Annotated in this window: 16 protein-coding genes; 6 read left to right on the forward strand and 10 right to left on the reverse strand. The window is 62.3% G+C overall.

Features of this window, described 5'->3' with window-relative positions; genetic code table 11:
- Nucleotides 1-153: 153 nt before the first annotated feature.
- From RW095_RS35590 to RW095_RS35615, 6 genes are all read right to left on the reverse strand, one after another.
- Nucleotides 154-1,251: a CobW family GTP-binding protein gene (locus RW095_RS35590; protein ID WP_317020437.1), complete on the reverse strand. Its 1,098-nt coding sequence runs from the start codon at nt 1,249-1,251 to the stop codon at nt 154-156.
- A gap of 209 nt (nt 1,252-1,460) precedes the next feature.
- Entirely contained in the window at nt 1,461-2,663 is a 1,203-nt protein-coding gene (locus RW095_RS35595) for a class I SAM-dependent rRNA methyltransferase (RefSeq protein ID WP_317020438.1), read from the reverse strand.
- 93 nt (nt 2,664-2,756) lie between these two features.
- Nucleotides 2,757-3,680: a tyrosine recombinase XerC gene (xerC, locus tag RW095_RS35600; protein ID WP_317020439.1), complete on the reverse strand. Its 924-nt coding sequence runs from the start codon at nt 3,678-3,680 to the stop codon at nt 2,757-2,759.
- 43 nt (nt 3,681-3,723) lie between these two features.
- Entirely contained in the window at nt 3,724-4,443 is a 720-nt protein-coding gene (locus RW095_RS35605) for a DUF484 family protein (RefSeq protein ID WP_317020440.1), read from the reverse strand.
- A gap of 93 nt (nt 4,444-4,536) precedes the next feature.
- Nucleotides 4,537-5,400, reverse strand: a complete 864-nt coding sequence (gene dapF / locus RW095_RS35610) for a diaminopimelate epimerase (protein ID WP_317020441.1) — start codon at nt 5,398-5,400, stop codon at nt 4,537-4,539.
- Nucleotides 5,401-5,526: 126 nt separating this feature from the next.
- The gene (locus RW095_RS35615) at nt 5,527-6,411 is read right to left on the reverse strand and encodes a lipid A biosynthesis lauroyl acyltransferase (RefSeq protein WP_317020442.1); all 885 of its coding nucleotides are present in this window, start codon (nt 6,409-6,411) and stop codon (nt 5,527-5,529) included.
- A 273-nt stretch (nt 6,412-6,684) separates the two neighbouring features.
- Between RW095_RS35615 and metK the strand changes: the two genes are divergently transcribed.
- Nucleotides 6,685-7,875 (forward strand): methionine adenosyltransferase, encoded by a 1,191-nt coding sequence (gene metK, locus RW095_RS35620; RefSeq protein ID WP_317020443.1) that lies wholly within the window; start codon nt 6,685-6,687, stop codon nt 7,873-7,875.
- A 189-nt stretch (nt 7,876-8,064) separates the two neighbouring features.
- Here the strand turns inward: metK and RW095_RS35625 are convergent, their stop codons facing one another.
- The gene (locus RW095_RS35625; protein WP_128584936.1) at nt 8,065-8,436 is read right to left on the reverse strand and encodes a hypothetical protein; all 372 of its coding nucleotides are present in this window, start codon (nt 8,434-8,436) and stop codon (nt 8,065-8,067) included.
- A 480-nt stretch (nt 8,437-8,916) separates the two neighbouring features.
- Here RW095_RS35625 and RW095_RS35630 point away from each other — a divergent pair, with 480 nt between their 5' ends.
- Nucleotides 8,917-9,678 (forward strand): phytanoyl-CoA dioxygenase family protein, encoded by a 762-nt coding sequence (locus RW095_RS35630; RefSeq protein ID WP_317020444.1) that lies wholly within the window; start codon nt 8,917-8,919, stop codon nt 9,676-9,678.
- 46 nt (nt 9,679-9,724) lie between these two features.
- Here RW095_RS35630 and RW095_RS35635 read toward each other — a convergent pair whose 3' ends face one another.
- Nucleotides 9,725-9,931 carry a DUF3185 family protein gene (locus RW095_RS35635; protein ID WP_128584939.1) on the reverse strand — a complete coding sequence of 69 codons (207 nt, stop codon included), beginning with the start codon at nt 9,929-9,931 and terminating at the stop codon, nt 9,725-9,727.
- A 210-nt stretch (nt 9,932-10,141) separates the two neighbouring features.
- Here RW095_RS35635 and mgrA point away from each other — a divergent pair, with 210 nt between their 5' ends.
- Nucleotides 10,142-11,185 carry an L-glyceraldehyde 3-phosphate reductase gene (mgrA, locus tag RW095_RS35640; protein ID WP_317020445.1) on the forward strand — a complete coding sequence of 348 codons (1,044 nt, stop codon included), beginning with the start codon at nt 10,142-10,144 and terminating at the stop codon, nt 11,183-11,185.
- Between the two features lie 63 nt (nt 11,186-11,248).
- Here mgrA and RW095_RS35645 read toward each other — a convergent pair whose 3' ends face one another.
- Both RW095_RS35645 and RW095_RS35650 read right to left on the reverse strand, forming a co-directional pair.
- Nucleotides 11,249-11,434, reverse strand: coding sequence for a hypothetical protein (locus RW095_RS35645; protein WP_020067230.1), 186 nt, complete (start codon nt 11,432-11,434; stop codon nt 11,249-11,251).
- A 306-nt stretch (nt 11,435-11,740) separates the two neighbouring features.
- A complete protein-coding gene (locus RW095_RS35650; RefSeq protein ID WP_317020446.1) occupies nt 11,741-12,946 on the reverse strand; it encodes an MFS transporter in 1,206 nt (401 codons plus the stop codon).
- A gap of 447 nt (nt 12,947-13,393) precedes the next feature.
- Here RW095_RS35650 and RW095_RS35655 point away from each other — a divergent pair, with 447 nt between their 5' ends.
- The 3 genes from RW095_RS35655 (at nt 13,394) to RW095_RS35665 (ending at nt 15,719) form a co-directional block, all read left to right on the forward strand.
- Nucleotides 13,394-13,606 carry a hypothetical protein gene (locus tag RW095_RS35655; protein ID WP_317020447.1) on the forward strand — a complete coding sequence of 71 codons (213 nt, stop codon included), beginning with the start codon at nt 13,394-13,396 and terminating at the stop codon, nt 13,604-13,606.
- A gap of 98 nt (nt 13,607-13,704) precedes the next feature.
- A complete protein-coding gene (locus tag RW095_RS35660) occupies nt 13,705-14,730 on the forward strand; it encodes a serine/threonine protein kinase (protein WP_128584942.1) in 1,026 nt (341 codons plus the stop codon).
- 248 nt (nt 14,731-14,978) lie between these two features.
- The gene (locus RW095_RS35665; RefSeq protein ID WP_317020448.1) at nt 14,979-15,719 is read left to right on the forward strand and encodes a PepSY-associated TM helix domain-containing protein; all 741 of its coding nucleotides are present in this window, start codon (nt 14,979-14,981) and stop codon (nt 15,717-15,719) included.
- The last annotated feature ends 47 nt before the right edge of the window (nt 15,720-15,766 follow it).

Genomic DNA, 15,766 nt, shown 5'->3' on the forward strand with positions numbered 1-15,766 from the left:
ACGGTCAAAAAGCGATGGTCGTGCACGCATTAATACAGCAGGGTTTTCACGCGTTTTTCACACGTGTGCGCCAGCGCACATTTCACGACGCCGATTGCGCCGCCGCGCCGTGTTTTTTTCAGCTGACTATTGCTTGGAAGACGCGAACGGCGTTCAGACGAGACAGGCGTCCAGGCCGTCTGTAATCAGGTCCTGCGGCAATTCGATACCGATAAACACCATCTTGTTGGTCTTCTTCTCGACTGGCTGCCATTTCGCCGCGAGATCGCTGCCCATCATCTGATGCACGCCCTGGAAGACGACTTTACGGTCTACGCCCTTCATGTACAGCACGCCCTTATAGCGCAGCAGCCGTTCGCCGTAAATCTGCAGAATGCCGCCGAGAAAATCTTCCAGCTTGTTCGGATCGAACGGACGGTCGTTGCGGTACACGAACGACTTGATTTTGTCGTCGTGATGCGCGTGATGGTGGTGCGCGTGATCATGGCCTTCGTGATCGCAATGGCCATGGTCGTGATCGCAGTTTGCGTGATCGTCATCATGACCGTGCGTGTGGCCGTGCTCGTCGTGCGCATGCGCATGGCTATGCGCGTGTTCGTCTTCAACGAGGAAGTCCGGATCGATCTCGAGCTTCGAATTCAGGTTGAAGCCACGCAGGTCGAAGATTTCCTTGATGTCCGCCTCGCCGAAGTTGACGACTCTGATCGCCGCCCTCGGATTCATATGCAGCAGACGGTGGCGCAGATCGGCCATGTGCTGTTCGTCGACGAGATCGGCCTTCGTGATGAACAGGCGGTCGGCGAAACCGACCTGGCGTTGCACGACTTCATGCTCGTCCAGTTGATGGTTCGCGTGCTTGGCGTCGACCAGCGTGATGATCGCGTCGAGCAGGAATTCGCTGGCGATCTGATCGTCCATGAAGAAGGTCTGCGCGACGGGACCCGGATTCGCGAGCCCTGTCGTTTCGATAACCACACGGTCGAAATCGAGCTGGCCCGACTGCTTCTGCGCGGCCAGGTCGCTGAGCACGCGCGACAGGTCGCCGCGGATCGTGCAGCAGATGCAGCCGTTGCTCATCTGGATGATCTGCTCGCTCGTGTCCTGCACGAGAATTTCGTTGTCGATGTTTTCTTCGCCGAACTCGTTCTCGATCACGGCGATCTTCATGCCGTGCTTTTCATTCAGGATGCGCTTGAGCAGGGTGGTTTTGCCGCTGCCGAGAAAGCCGGTCAGGATAGTGACTGGGATCATGTTGTTCGCCTATATGTCGTGAAACGATTCGTAATCGAATGGCTGATCGCATGCATGAGCGTATGCATAAGCGGGCGCGGCAGCCTTACGGCGCGCGGCCCGTCTAGCCGGTTATTGAAACATATCTGTCAAGCCGGCGCTGGCAGGCGGTATTCGGAAGCCGTCGCCGTATATGCCTCAGCGCGAAATAACCTTGAATCTATAGGCGATCAGGCGATTTGCAACAGCAGGCCTTTCAGGTATTCACCTTCCGGGAATGCTGTGAGCAACGGATGATCCACCCCGGCGCCCAGGCGCTTGAGGATGCGCGCGTCGACGCGTGCATCGGCGGCGGCGCTCGCCACGATTTTCTGGAACAACTCGGAATCGATCGCGCCGGAGCATGAATAGGTGAACAGCAGGCCGCCCGGGCGCAGCAGTTTGAGGCCGGTCAGGTTGATGTCCTTGTATGCGCGCGATGCGCGGTCCACATGTTCACGCGAAGGCGCAAATTTCGGCGGATCGAGCACGATCAGGTCGAAGCGCTCGCCTTCGTCGTAGAGGCGGCGCAGCGTTTTGAACGCGTCGGCGTCGAGCCAGGTCGCGCGCTCGGCGTCGAAGCCGTTCGCCGCCACGTTCTGCTGCGCGAGCGCCAACGCTTCGCCGGACGAATCGATCGAAACCACGCGCTTCGCGCCGCCTTTTAGCGCCGCCAGCGAAAAACCGCCGGTGTAGCAGAAGCAGTTCAACACGTCCCGATCCTGCGCGAGCTGCTGCACGAGCAGGCGATTGTCGCGCTGATCGACGTAAAAACCGGTTTTGTGGCCGTTGCGCACATCGACGTGATAACGCACGCCGTTCTCGCTCGCAATCAGCGCCTCCGAAGGCGGCTCGCCCGCCAGCACGCCGGTGGTCTGTTCGAGCCCTTCCTTCTGACGAATCGACACGTCCGAACGCTCGTAGACATTCGGGCAGCCGGTCGCATCGGCCAGCGCCGCAACGATCGCTTCCTTCCATGCCTCCACGCCGGCCGCCATGAACTGGCACACGAGCTGGCTGCGCTGGCCTTCGTCTTCGGCGACGTAGTGATCGACGATCAGCCCGGGCAGGCCGTCCGCTTCGCCGAAAATGAGCCGCACTGCGCCGGTGTCGTGAACCATGGTTCGACGATGCGCGAGCGCGCGCTGCACGCGGCGCTTGAAGAATGCATGATCGATCGGCTCGGTTTCGTCGAAGCTCCACACGCGGGCTCGGATCTGCGAATGCGGGCTGTACGCGGCGCGCGCGAGGAACCGGCCGTCGTGCGTGCGCACCAGCACGGTCGCGCCGGGCGCGGGATTGCCGTCGATCCGGTCGATCGCGTTCGCATAGACCCACGGATGGCGACGCAGCAGCGATTTCTCTTTGGACGGTTTGAGCGTAACGGTATTCATCAGGATGTCAGCGAGAGCAAAGGGCCGCGCGGCTTGCTGCGCACGCGCGGCGTATGAAGCGAAGGCGGAGACCGAAAAGCCGCAAAAGCGGCGTCAGTCGCGTTTTTTGGCGCGCGGATGCGCCTGATCGTAGACGTGCGCGAGATGCTGGAAATCGAGCCCGGTGTAGACCTGGGTCGCGGTGATGCTCGCGTGTCCGAGCAATTCCTGCACGGCGCGCAAGTCGCCGCTCGACTGCAGCACGTGCGTGGCAAACGAATGCCGCAGCACGTGCGGATGCACATTGGCGGGAATGCCGGCCACGAGCGCCGCGCGCTTCACGCGCTCGCGCACCACATTCGGCGACAGCCGGTTGCCGCGCGCCGACAGAAAAAGCGGATGCGGGTCGTGTTTCACCATCTGGTCGCGCACTGGCAGCCACGCGTTCAATGCGTCGAGCGCCTTGCTGCCGACCGGCACGATGCGGCGCCGGTTGCCCTTGCCGAGCACTTCGACTTCGGCGGAATCCAGCTTGAGCCAGCCTGCCGAGCGATAACCGCCGGCGTCGGCGAAACGGGCGTCCAGACCGACGAGTTCTGCGAGACGCAGCCCCGACGAGTAGAACAGCTCGAGCATGGCATGATCGCGCAAACCTTCTGCCGATGCGGCGGGCGGGCTTTCCATCAGGCGATTGGCGTCGTCGACGGACAGCGCCTTGGGCAGCGTCTTGGCCTGCTTCGGCGCGCGCACGGTGGCGACCGGATTGGCAGGCAGATCGACGCGGCCGGCGAGCCAGCGGTAAAACGCGCGCCATGCCGACAGGCGGTGACTGATCGAGCGCGCCGTCAGTCCACCCCCATGCGCGCGCGAAACGGCGCCGCGAATGTCGACGGCGGTAAGGCTTTCGAGCGGCCGGCCCTTGGCCAGCAGACGGAGTTCTTCGAGTTCGTGCGTGTAACCGCGCAAGGTATGCGCCGACAGCCGCCGCTCATGTTCGAGATTCGACAGATAGGCGGCGATGGGATCGGCTTCGGTCACGGTTGGCTTTTTAACCGGCGGTTGACGCGTGGCGCTCGCTGAATCAGCGCGGCAGCAGACGGCTGAGCGCCGCGCTCGCGAGCCCGCCGATCTGCGTGAGGAAGTCGGTCGCCATGCCTTCGTGGAAGCGCCGCGCATCCGCCGAGCCCATCACCAGCAGGCCGAAAGCCGACGCTTCTTCCTTGCCCTCCGGATCGCGCAGCGCGAGCAGCGCGATGGACTCGGTCGCATGCGCCGACTCGGGCGCGGCGCCCCCCGACGTGTTTTCGTCGGTTGTGCCGGTTGCAGGCACCAGCCATTGCGCTGCCTCGAAACCCGTGTTCGCGCCGCAGTAGGGCGCGGTCAGGCTGTTCGCAAAAATGCGTACTTCCTCGCCGACGTGGCGCGCGAAGTCCGCTTGAGCGTACGGCTCGGCGACGTCCCAAACGCGCAGCGCGGCCTGAGGCACGTCGAAAATGTCGCGCAAGCCATTGGCGATCGTGCGCGGCAGTGCGTACGAATCGCGCTCGGACATTACGCGGATCGTCCAGCGGTTGAAGCGGGAGGCGATGCTGTCATTTTCATGGCCGTAGCGCAGCAGTTCGGCAAGCCGGCGCTCGAGATGCTTGTTCTTGTCGCGCAGCATTTCCATCTGCCGCTCCTGCAGCGACACCGCGGCTTTGCCGTGCGGATTCGCGAGGCGGATGGTCGCGAGGATTTCCGCGTGTTCGGCGAAGAATTCGGGGTTGGCGAGCAGGTATTCGGCGACTTCGCGATCGTTCATGGTTTCGGCTGTAGGACTACGGGACGACGCCTTCGTGCGACGCGTCGGTCAATGAGTTAGTGGATCAGTCATGCGCGATTGAACCGGACGCGTTCAGTCGGCCAGTTCGATCTCGCCCTGAAAAACGGTTGTCGCGGGGCCTGCCATCAGCAGAGGCTCGTTTGGATGCTTGCTGTCCCATGTGATGGTGAGCTTGCCGCCATGCGTATGGACGAGCACCGGCGCGTCGAGCAGTCCGCGGCGAATGCCCGCTGCGACCGCCGCGCACGCGCCCGTGCCGCATGCCAGCGTTTCACCGGCACCGCGCTCATACACGCGCAGTTTGATTTCGCTGCGACCGACGATCTGCATGAAGCCCGCGTTCACTCGCTGCGGGAAACGTGCGTGCCGCTCGATCACCGGACCTTCGACGAGCACGGGAAACTCCTCCACGTCGTCGACGACTTGCACTGCGTGCGGATTGCCCATCGACACGACCGAAATCCAGCGCGTGGTGCCGTTGACGTCGAGCGGCCACAGCGTGTCCGCGCCTTCGCGGCGCCCTTCGAGACCTTTGGTAGCGAAAGGTACGCGTTCCGCGTCGAACACCGGCGCGCCCATATCGACCAGCACTTCGCCGTTTTCCTGCATGGTCAGCGTGATCGTGCCGTTCTGGACCTGCACGCGCACGCTGCGCTGATCGGTGAGGCCGCTGTCGCGGACGAACTTCACGAAGCAGCGTGCGCCGTTGCCGCAATGTTCGACTTCGCCGCCGTCGCAATTGAAGATGCGATATCTGAAATCGACGCCTTCTACCGTCGGCTTCTCGACCAGCAGAAGCTGGTCGGCGCCCACGCCAAAATGCCGGTCCGCGAGCGCGCGCACCTGCGCCGGCGTCAGGTTGACCGGTTGGGTGTGGCCGTCGAGCACGACGAAGTCGTTGCCCGCGCCGTGCATTTTGGTGAATTTCAGTTTCATCACGCTATTGTAAGTGACGCGCCCAGAAGTGGAGCCAAGTCGGTGAGCCGAACGGCGCGTTAATTCCGCGCTCGCCCGGTAGGCCCATGGTAGGCGGCCGGACGGGCGCCAGTCGGCCAGCCGGCGTCAATACACGCTCGGCACGCCGGGCGGCCGCGTCTTGAAACGCTTGTGGACCCAGTAGTACTGCTCGGGCATCAACGGAATCTGTTCTTCGAGGAAAGCGTTCATGCGTCGCGCATCCGCGTAGTCGTCGCCGGTCGGATAGTTCTCCCACGGCTTGAACACCTTCAGGCGATAACCCTTGTAGTTAGGCAGCACTTCGCCGATGAACGGCACTACCTGCGCATGACCGACTTTCGAAAGACGCCCGACGGCGGTGAGCGTGCAGGTCTGCACACCAAAAAACGGCACGAAGGTTGAATTGCGCGCGCCGTAGTCCATGTCGGCGCCGAGCATGACCGGCTTGCGTTCGCGTAACCAGCGCAGCACGATGCGTGCGCTGTCGGCGCGGCTTGCCATGTCCGCGCCGAAACGCGCGCGCGCCGCCTTGGCGACTTCTTCCAGCTCCGGGTTCGACATCGGCTGATAAAGCGAGCCGCAACGGCGCTTGAGCGAGTAATTGAGAAAGATCGAGCCCGCCTCGATGCCGACGAAGTGAAAGCCCAGAAAAAGCGTAGGCGGCAGATCCGGGTCGGTCAGGTCGATCGCGCTGTCGAGCTGGATCAGCTTTTCGAGTTTCTTTGCGGAGCCGAACCACTGCACGCTGCGTTCGAGGTAGCTACGGATCGCGTGGCGGAAATGCTTCTGTGCGACGTCTTCACGCCGCTCGTCGCTCCATTGGGGGAAGCACAGCTTCAGGTTGATATGGACGATGCGCTTGCGCCGGCTGGGAATCTGATACAGCAGCCAGCCGAGTCCGTCGCCGAGACGGGCGATGAAACCATACGGCAGCAGCGCGAAAAGTTTGAGAAGGCCGATCGCGAGCCGGGCGCCATAGCGGCTCAGCATGTAGCCTCCGCGGAGGCGCTTTGCGGGACGGGGTTCAGGAAAGCGGAGAGGTGGACGTAATACCGCACTCGTGGGCACTCTGTGACAATCAATGGAAGTCGCTATAATAAGGGCTTCGCCGAGTTAATAGACAACTTGCGGGGCGAAGCCGGGCGGTGCGATCCACGTGATATGCGCCTGCCGGTAAGGTAATCCGCTAAAGCGTCGCCGCTTCAGACTCCCGAAGCTGGCTACGTGAAACTCAACCGTAACCACAAAACAGGAGTCTGCAACGTGGCAAACGACTATTTCTTCACCTCCGAATCCGTTTCCGAAGGCCATCCCGACAAAGTCGCGGATCAGATTTCCGACGCGATTCTCGACGCCATCCTGACGCAGGACAAATACTCGCGCGTTGCCGCGGAAACGCTGTGCAACACGGGTCTCGTGGTGCTCGCGGGCGAAATCACCACCACCGCCAACGTCGACTACATCCAGATCGCGCGCAACACGATCAAGCGCATCGGCTACGACAACACCGACTACGGTATCGACTACCGCGGTTGCGCGGTGCTCGTCGCATATGACAAGCAGTCGCCGGACATCGCTCAGGGCGTGGACCGTGCGCACGACAACAACCTCGATCAGGGCGCGGGCGACCAGGGCCTGATGTTCGGTTACGCGTGCGAAGAAACGCCTGAATTGATGCCATTGCCGATCCACCTGTCGCATCGTCTGGTCGAGCGTCAGGCCAATCTGCGCCGTGACGGCCGTTTGCCCTGGCTGCGTCCGGACGCGAAGTCGCAAGTCACGGTCCGCTATGTCGACGGCAAGCCGCACTCCATCGACACCGTGGTGCTGTCCACGCAGCATTCGCCGGACATCGATCTGGGCACGCTGCGCGAAGCCGTGATCGAAGAAGTCATCAAGCCGACGCTGCCGGCTGAGCTCATCAAGGGCGACATCAAATTCCTCGTGAACCCGACCGGCCGCTTCGTCATTGGCGGTCCGCAGGGCGACTGCGGTTTGACGGGGCGCAAGATCATCGTCGACACGTACGGCGGCGCGGCGCCCCACGGCGGCGGCGCGTTCTCGGGCAAGGATCCGTCGAAGGTCGACCGTTCGGCTGCTTATGCGGGCCGTTATGTCGCGAAGAACATCGTAGCCGCCGGCCTTGCATCGCGCTGCCTGATTCAGGTGTCGTACGCAATTGGCGTCGCGCAGCCGACTTCGGTCATGGTCAACACGTTCGGCACCGGCCGCGTTTCTGATGCAACGATCACGCGCCTCGTGCACGAGCATTTCGATCTGCGTCCGAAGGGCATCATTCAGATGCTCGACCTGCTGCGCCCGGTCTACGAGAAGAGCGCGGCTTACGGTCACTTTGGCCGCGAAGAGCCGGAATTCACGTGGGAAGCCACCGACAAGGCTCTGGCGCTCGCGGAAGCTGCTGGTACAGAACCGGTCGCTGCGCTGGCGGACTAACGCTAGCCGTACGCATCTTCAGCTTCAGTGTGAAAAAACCCCGCCGGCTTGCGCCGCGCGGGGTTTTTTATCGGCCGTCGATTGTTCGGCGCGGACATCGAGCGATGCGTCGGCGTCGCGCGTGGCTTGAGCGCTCGCGCTTAGATCGTCCGAAGCCGCCGGATCATTGCGATTAGCGACGCTTGCTGTTTAGCGGCTCGCGAACGCGAACGCAAACCAGCCCGTGCTGCCGTTCGTCGACATTCGGCGGGGACGGCGGCTCGCGCTTTGGGCCGGCACGGCGACCGGCGCCCGCTGAATAGCGCTCAGACGCAGCGGTGTCGGTTTGCGCAGGAGAGTGCGTAGTGAGAAGCGGCGCGAACCGCCGCGTGTGCGCAGCGCCGAGAAGAAAGTATTGAACCAGGTGCGAATGCCGTCGACCGCTTTGGCGTCGCGCCATTGTTCGCCTAAAGCGCGCGTGCGCGTGGCGTGGTGACGCAGAGCGCGCACCACGTGGCGGCGCGCGGGACGGGCGGCTTTGAGTGCGGCTCGGGTGAAACGGGTGCTCAGAAGAGTATGCATGGCTTCACAGGTAGGCAGCGTGTCGCGCGGTCAAATGTGCGCCAATAGCAGCACCAAGCATGCCAATGGCGGCATCGCGATCGACTGCGCGGGAGCCCGGGATTCGATGGAAAACTGCGCGGCGGACAGCCGGGCGGGCCTTGATGGCCGGTGCAGCGCGCAAACAGGCGGGAATAACGATCAACATGCGTGCAGGCTACACGTGATTCGTGACGTCTGAAAGTCGGTTTTTACCCTGCGGGTACGGGTTTTCACGAGGTGCGCGAAGACGTTGAACCGTACAGCGCTCGCTCCCTTTGCGTACGATTCGTGTGCGCGGTTGCCCGAAAAACGTGCGGCGCCGTCGCGAGCCGCATGCAAACAGTGCGCAACTGCAGACTTGCATCAAGTTCATCGCAACGCGCGAACGTCAAACAGCAGGCGGTATGATCGCGCCCGTTTTACAATCGAACATCGGTTTGTCGACGGTCACGGAACACCATGTCATTTCATTCGAAGAAAGAGCAGATTCAGACATTGCGGGAGCAGGGCTTCGTCGTCGTGCCTGGCCTTGTGCCGGCCGAGCGTTGCGAGGAAATGAAACAGGTCGCGCAACGTCAGTTGCAGGAAGCCGCGGCGCCCATCGAGTTCGAAGCGGATCTGCAATACCCAGGAGCGCCGTCTTCCAGGCATGCGCCTGGCGGCCAGACCGTGCGCCGATTGCTCGATGCGTATGCCCGCGACCGCAGTTTCTCCCAATGGGCGACTGCCCCGGAAATTCGCGGCTGGATGGAACTGTATTTCGGTGAGGAGCCACGCCTGTCGCGCGCCCATCACAATTGCATGATGACGAAGCATCCGGCGTACGGCAGCCTGACCGGCTGGCATCGCGATGTGCGCTACTGGTCGTTCGAGCGCGACGACCTGGTTTCGGTATGGCTCGCGCTAGGCAGCGAAACCGTCGACAACGGCGCGCTATGGTTCGTGCCTGGATCGCACACCGCTGTATTCACGGGTGAACGCTTCGACGACGCGAAGTTCTTCCGCTCAGATCTCGAGGAAAACCAGGCGTGGATCCGCGCCGCCGTATCGCCCGAACTGAAAGCCGGGGACGTGGTGTTCTTTCATTGCAATACGCTGCATTCGGCGGGCAAGAACATCAGCGATCAGGTGAAGTTCTCGCTCGTGTACACGTATCACGGCGCGAGCAATGTGCCGTTGCCGGGCACCCGCTCAGCGGCGAAGCCTGAAATCGCCTTCTGATTTTTCGGCGCTTTCTGCCGCCGTCGAGGCCTGCGCCGCTTCGCGCCTAGCGCTTGCGGCCAGACAGGGCGATGCCCGTTATTCCCGCGAGCGTCGCCACCACGCCGCCTACGATCAGCATGATTGCCTTGTTCGACGGCGAACCTGTGAAGACGCGGGACACGTCGCTGCTGACCGAATTGAACGCCTGCCCGCCGAAATACAGCAACACGATGCCACCCACAATCAGCGCGATTGAAATCGCCTTCGTCATTTAACGCTCCATAAGCTTGATCGGCGAAAGTGTAGGGGACCTGCAAGCAGTCGTCCATCCTGCATAGAGGCGTCTGCACGCATCCCGTCGATTGGCTACCATAGCGGTCTGGCCGCACATAAAATAAACCCACAGCAGCACGCCTCCCGCAGCATGCGATTGCCCATGCCCGTAAATTCCCGGGCGACATCACCATCAAGGACACCAGCAATGGCTTACGAAGCAGCTTCAGAACGCTATTCGGACATGCAATACCGCGTGTGCGGCAAGTCAGGTCTCAAACTTCCCGCACTGTCGCTCGGCTTGTGGCACAACTTCGGCGATACGACGCCGCTCTCCACTCAACGCGAAATTCTGCGTGCCGCGTTCGACCTCGGCATCACGCACTTCGATCTCGCGAACAACTACGGGCCGCCGTATGGCAGCGCCGAAACGAACTTCGGTCGCCACTTCAAGGACGACTTCAAACCGTATCGCGACGAGCTGCTGATTTCGTCGAAGGCCGGCTGGGACATGTGGCCCGGTCCGTATGGACAAGGCGGCGGTTCGCGCAAATATGTGCTCGCGAGTCTCGATCAAAGTCTGAAGCGTATGGGCCTCGACTACGTCGACATTTTCTATTCACATCGCTTCGACGCGAACACGCCGCTTGAGGAAACCGCCGGGGCACTGGCGAGCGCTGTGCAGCAGGGCAAGGCGCTTTACATCGGCATTTCGTCATACTCGGCGAGCAAGACGCTCGAAATGGCGAAGCTGCTCGCCGGATACAAGGTGCCGTTGCTGATTCATCAGCCCGCGTACAACATGCTCAATCGCTGGATCGAACACGATCTGCTCGACACGCTCGAACAGGTCGGCGCGGGCGCGATTGCCTTCACGCCGCTCGCGCAGGGCCTGCTCACCGGCAAGTATCTGAATGGCGTGCCGCAAGACGCGCGCGTCAACAAGCCGGGCGGCGGTTCGCTGAAGGAGGAGCATTTGAGCGCGCAGAACATCGAGCATGTACGCAAGCTGAACGATATCGCTCAGCGTCGCGGACAAAGCCTTGCGCAAATGGCGCTTGCTTGGGCGTTGCGCGATCCGCGCGTGACATCGGTGCTGATCGGCGCGAGCCGCGCGGACCAGGTGCGTGAGAATGTCGGCGCGCTGAAGAATCTCGCGTTCTCGAAAGAGGAACTCGCGGAGATCGACCGCTACGCGACCGAGGGCGGCGTCAACTTGTGGGAAAAGCCGTCGACGGATCAGGCGATCTGATTCCGGCGGCCCTGCCGCCACGCAAATGAAAAACGAAAGCCGCCGGTGAGGCGGCTTTTTTCGCTATACGAGTGCGGGCAAGCCTTCGACCAGCACGACTGCGAACATTACGCCGAGCAGCGCGCCCAGCACGCGCAGCGCGTTGTGCCGCAATTCCGTCTTGCAAGGAAGCGCGCCTACGAACAATGCCCCGGCGAGCGCCATCGGAATGACCAGAATGAAATCGCCGATCGTGAAATAGGTCGTCATACCCGTCTCCTTTTGTATTCGCGGCGCAATGAGCGGCTCTCATTCAGAGTCGCGCGCTGCAACGCTCGATTTGAGTATAGGTGACGGCTGAGCCGGCGGAGGCGCGTCCGTTAGATCTGAGACGTTTATTCGCAATCCGTAGAAGCCAACTGCCGCAAACCTTCGCGCGGTTGCCGCGACGCAGCAAACGCAGCCAAAAGTGTGAAGCGTTTGCTTACGCGCCCCTTACTTTTTGGCATCTTTCGATGCAGCGTGAATCACCGGCAAACTGTGCGATGGAGACAGCCGCGGATTGGCCGGCGGCGTTCAAGCCTGATCGAGCCGGCGCAACCTGAGCGTCGCCAGCACGCCGATCGCGAGCAGTGCGCAGACCAATCCCGCAACGCCGTTCCAACCGTAACCGGCCCACATGTGGCCGCCGTACGAGCCGACCAGGCTCGAGCCAATGTAGTACGCAAGCAGATATAGCGCGGCCGCCTGGCCTTTGGCCTCTTTGGCGAGACGCCCGACCCAGCCGCTTGCGACGGCGTGCCCCGCGAAGAAGCCGAACGTCACGCATGCGATGCCGCCGACAATCGCCGAAATTGGACTCAACATGGTGAGCGCGAGGCCCAAGGCCATCAACAGCAAGCTCGCCGTCAGCACCCGAGCGCGGCCGAATGTGTCGGCCATGCGCCCCGACCACGGCGACGCGATGACACCTGTCAGATAGACCACGAAGATCGCGCCGATCTCCGTTTGACTCAACCGGTACGGCGGCGCGAGCAGCCGGTAGCCGATGTAGTTGTACAGCGTGACGAAGCTGCCCATCAGCACGAAGCCGAGCAGAAACAGCAGGGGCAGGCCCGGCCGCCTGAATTGCCTGACGAGCGCGCTGCGATGATGCGTGAAGCCGAGCCCGCGCCGCGGCACGAAATGACGCGACGGCGGTAGCAGCGCGCGAAACGCGAGCATCGACAGAATGCCGAGCACGCCGATCGTGCCGATTGCGACGCGCCACGAAAACAGATCGGCGACGATGCCCGTAATCACGCGCCCCGCCATCCCGCCGATTGCCGTGCCGCCGACATAGAGGCCCATTGCGAGCCCCAGGCCGTCGGGATGCACTTCTTCCGCGAGATAAGCCATTGCGACGGCCGGCACACCGCCGAGCGCGAGACCTTCGAGCGCGCGCAGCACGAGCAACTGGTGCCATTGCGGCGCAATCGATACGCCGATGGTGAGGAGCGCGGAGACGGTGAGCGACATCGTCATCAGCTTGTGACGGCTCCAGCCTTCGGAGACGAAGCCGGCCATAAAGATGGCGACTGCCAGCGCGGCCGTAGTCAACGAGACAGTGAGACTGCTTTGCGCAGGCGTCACGTTGAATGCCGACGAAAACGACGGCAGCAGCGGCTGTACGCAATACAGCAGCGAAAACGTGGCGTAGCCCGCGAACAGCAATGCGATGCTGGCGCGCCAATAAGCACGGGTGCCGCGTTCGAGATAGGGCGTGTCGGAGGTGTTGGGCACGGCAGAGAGCAAAAGAGCAGGAGGCGAAACGAAGCAGATGGTGAACCGGCAGCGATGTATCCGGCGCGGCGCGATGGTGGTCGACACGCGCGCGACGACGCTCGTGCAAAGCAGTTAAGGATACGCTGAAAATGGCGCCTGCGTGCGCCGCAAACGCGCGAGTCGCGCCGACGCCGCACGTTTTTGATATCTCTGCCCACGAGGGTTTATGATGGTCTCGTCGCGATGCCGCGCGTCTCGACGAATAAAGCGAAACGGCGGGTGAAGCGCCCTCAGTTCCCGCTTTCCAAGGCCCCGCAAAACGGGAACAATGACTCGAAGCTCTCACGTGTATTCACGCGCAGCTGTTTGGGTGCGTACGCAACGTTACCGGCGAAGCGGCGCTTTTATCATCACCTTGACCGGCACGAACTTATAAAGCCGGCTATGGGAGAACGGGGAAACATCATGCAAATCGGTTCCATTGTCCGATCAGTGCATATCGCCGTGCCGCAAGGCGCGCGCGGAATCGTCATGCGCATTCTCGGCGACATGGCCATGGTGGCGTGGTATGCCGGCGAGCCCGGCGCTTCGCCGCAGCTGAACACTGAACCCTTTTTCCTCGAAGACCTTATCGACACCGGCGAACTCGTGCGTCTGTCAAGCGCGCAGATGCATTAAAGCGTTTATGTTTCGGCGCGTCTGTCGCCTGGCGGCAGACGCGAGCCGCAGGTTGACCCGCACTCGTCTTTGATGGCGGCGCGGCGCACAATGCGGGCATGAACGACATTCTCGATCCACAGGACGGCGCAGACCGCGCCGTGCCTTTCGCCCGGCTCCAGCCGGAAATCGTGCTCGACGCTCTCGACAGCGTGCTCGCCACAGTCGGCGTGCGCACCGACGGGCGTATGTTGCCGCTCAACAGCTACGAGAACCGCGTGTACCAGGTGGGCGTCGAAGACGGCCCGCCCGTCGTCGCGAAGTTCTATCGCCCTGAGCGCTGGAGCGACGCCGCCATTCTCGAAGAACACGCGTTCGTTGCCGAACTGGCCGCGCGGGAGATTCCCGCTGTGCCGGCGCGTGCCTACGAAGGCCGCACGCTGCATACCTTCGACGGTTTCCGTTTCTCGATCTTCGAGCGTCGCGGCGGACGTGCGCCCGATCTCGACCGGCGCGATACGCTCGAATGGCTCGGGCGTTTCATCGGCCGCATTCACGCGGTTGGGCAGACGCAGGACTACACGGAGCGTCCCACGCTCGACATTCAAACGTTCGGCTTTGAACCGCGCGACTTTCTGCTCGCCCACCGCTTCATACCCGACGACGTGCGCGCCGCTTGGGAAACAGTCGTCAATCTGGCGCTGGAAGGCGTGGAACGCGCGTTCGAGCGGGCCGGCGAGATCCGCAATCTCCGCATGCACGGCGACTGTCATCCGAGCAACGTGTTGTGGACCGACGCGGGCCCGCATTTCGTCGACTTCGACGATAGCCGCATGGGTCCGGCCGTGCAGGATTTGTGGCTGCTGCTGCCGGGCGAGCGCGCTGAGGCATCGCGCGCGCTGGCGGATCTGCTCGCCGGTTACGAAGACTTCTGCGACTTCGAGCCGCGTGAACTGCATCTGGTCGAAGCGTTGCGCACGCTGCGGCTGATTCATTACCAGGCGTGGCTCGCGCGCCGCTGGGACGATCCGGCGTTTCCGGCCGCGTTTCCGTGGTTCAACACGCAACGTTATTGGGAAGACCGCATCCTCGAAATGCGCGAGCAACTCGGTGCGATGCAGGAAGGGCCGTTGTGGCCGGTGTGAGCGTTTGCCGCGATTGAGCAAATGCGCCAATTGTGTAATGATAGCCATTCTCAATTGAAGGGCATCGCCAGCTTCCTGTCACATTTCTTCTCCTCTGTGACTGCCAGCCAGCCTCTGAACAGGACGGCTCTGGACCGCAAGCCGGAGTTGTCCGCTCTCTCCTTCAGAATTCCGTCGTCGCCCGTCCCTGAGCGCGCTCCCTAACTGCGCGCGGGCGGCGGCTTAACCTGCTGTGCCTGGAGCATGATGTGAACGCGCCTGATTCGATCGATATGAAACCTGCTGCCAATGGCGCCTCGCGATATGTCGCCCACGAAAAGCCGCCCGGCCATCATCTGATGGACGGCGCCGAGCAGGCAGCGCGGCGTCAGCGTTCGCGGCCCGCGAACTTCATCAAGTGGCTGCGGAAAGTGCATGGCTGGGTTGGCTTGTGGGGCGCGGTGCTCGGACTCATGTTCGGCGCAACCGGCTTCCTGCTGAACCATCGCGCGGGGCCGATGAAGGTGTCGACCGGACAACCGCAGGTCGAGGAGTTGCAAATGGCCGTGCCGGAAAAGCCGTTTCATTCGCCGATGGACATGGCGAAGTGGCTCAAGGGCGAACTGAAAATCGACGGCAAACCCGGCAGGATGAAGCGCGAGCCGGCGCATCCGGTGGCTTGGGGTGATCGCAGCACGATTCAGCCCGAGTTCTGGCAGATTGCATTCGCCGCGCCCACGCAGAACGTGCAAGCCGAGTACTGGGTGGGCAACGGCTTCGTCGCGGTCAAACGCACGCAAAATTCCTTCCTCGCGACGATGACCAATCTGCACAAGGGCGTAGGCCTGAGCATCGGATGGATGCTGCTGGTCGATACGATCGCCGGCTCGCTCATCCTGCTTTCGCTGACTGGCGTTCTGTTGTGGACCGAACTGAACAAACGCCGCGTGGTAGGCGTCGTGCTGATCGGCGGATCGGTGATCGCAGCCGTGGTTTGCGGGCTGATGTAAGCCGCCGGGCGTCAAGCCAGCCAAGTGTCTGAACGCCCGCGCGTCGA

It is taken from the genome of Paraburkholderia kirstenboschensis, from assembly GCF_032806925.1.
GTDB lineage: Bacteria > Pseudomonadota > Gammaproteobacteria > Burkholderiales > Burkholderiaceae > Paraburkholderia > Paraburkholderia kirstenboschensis.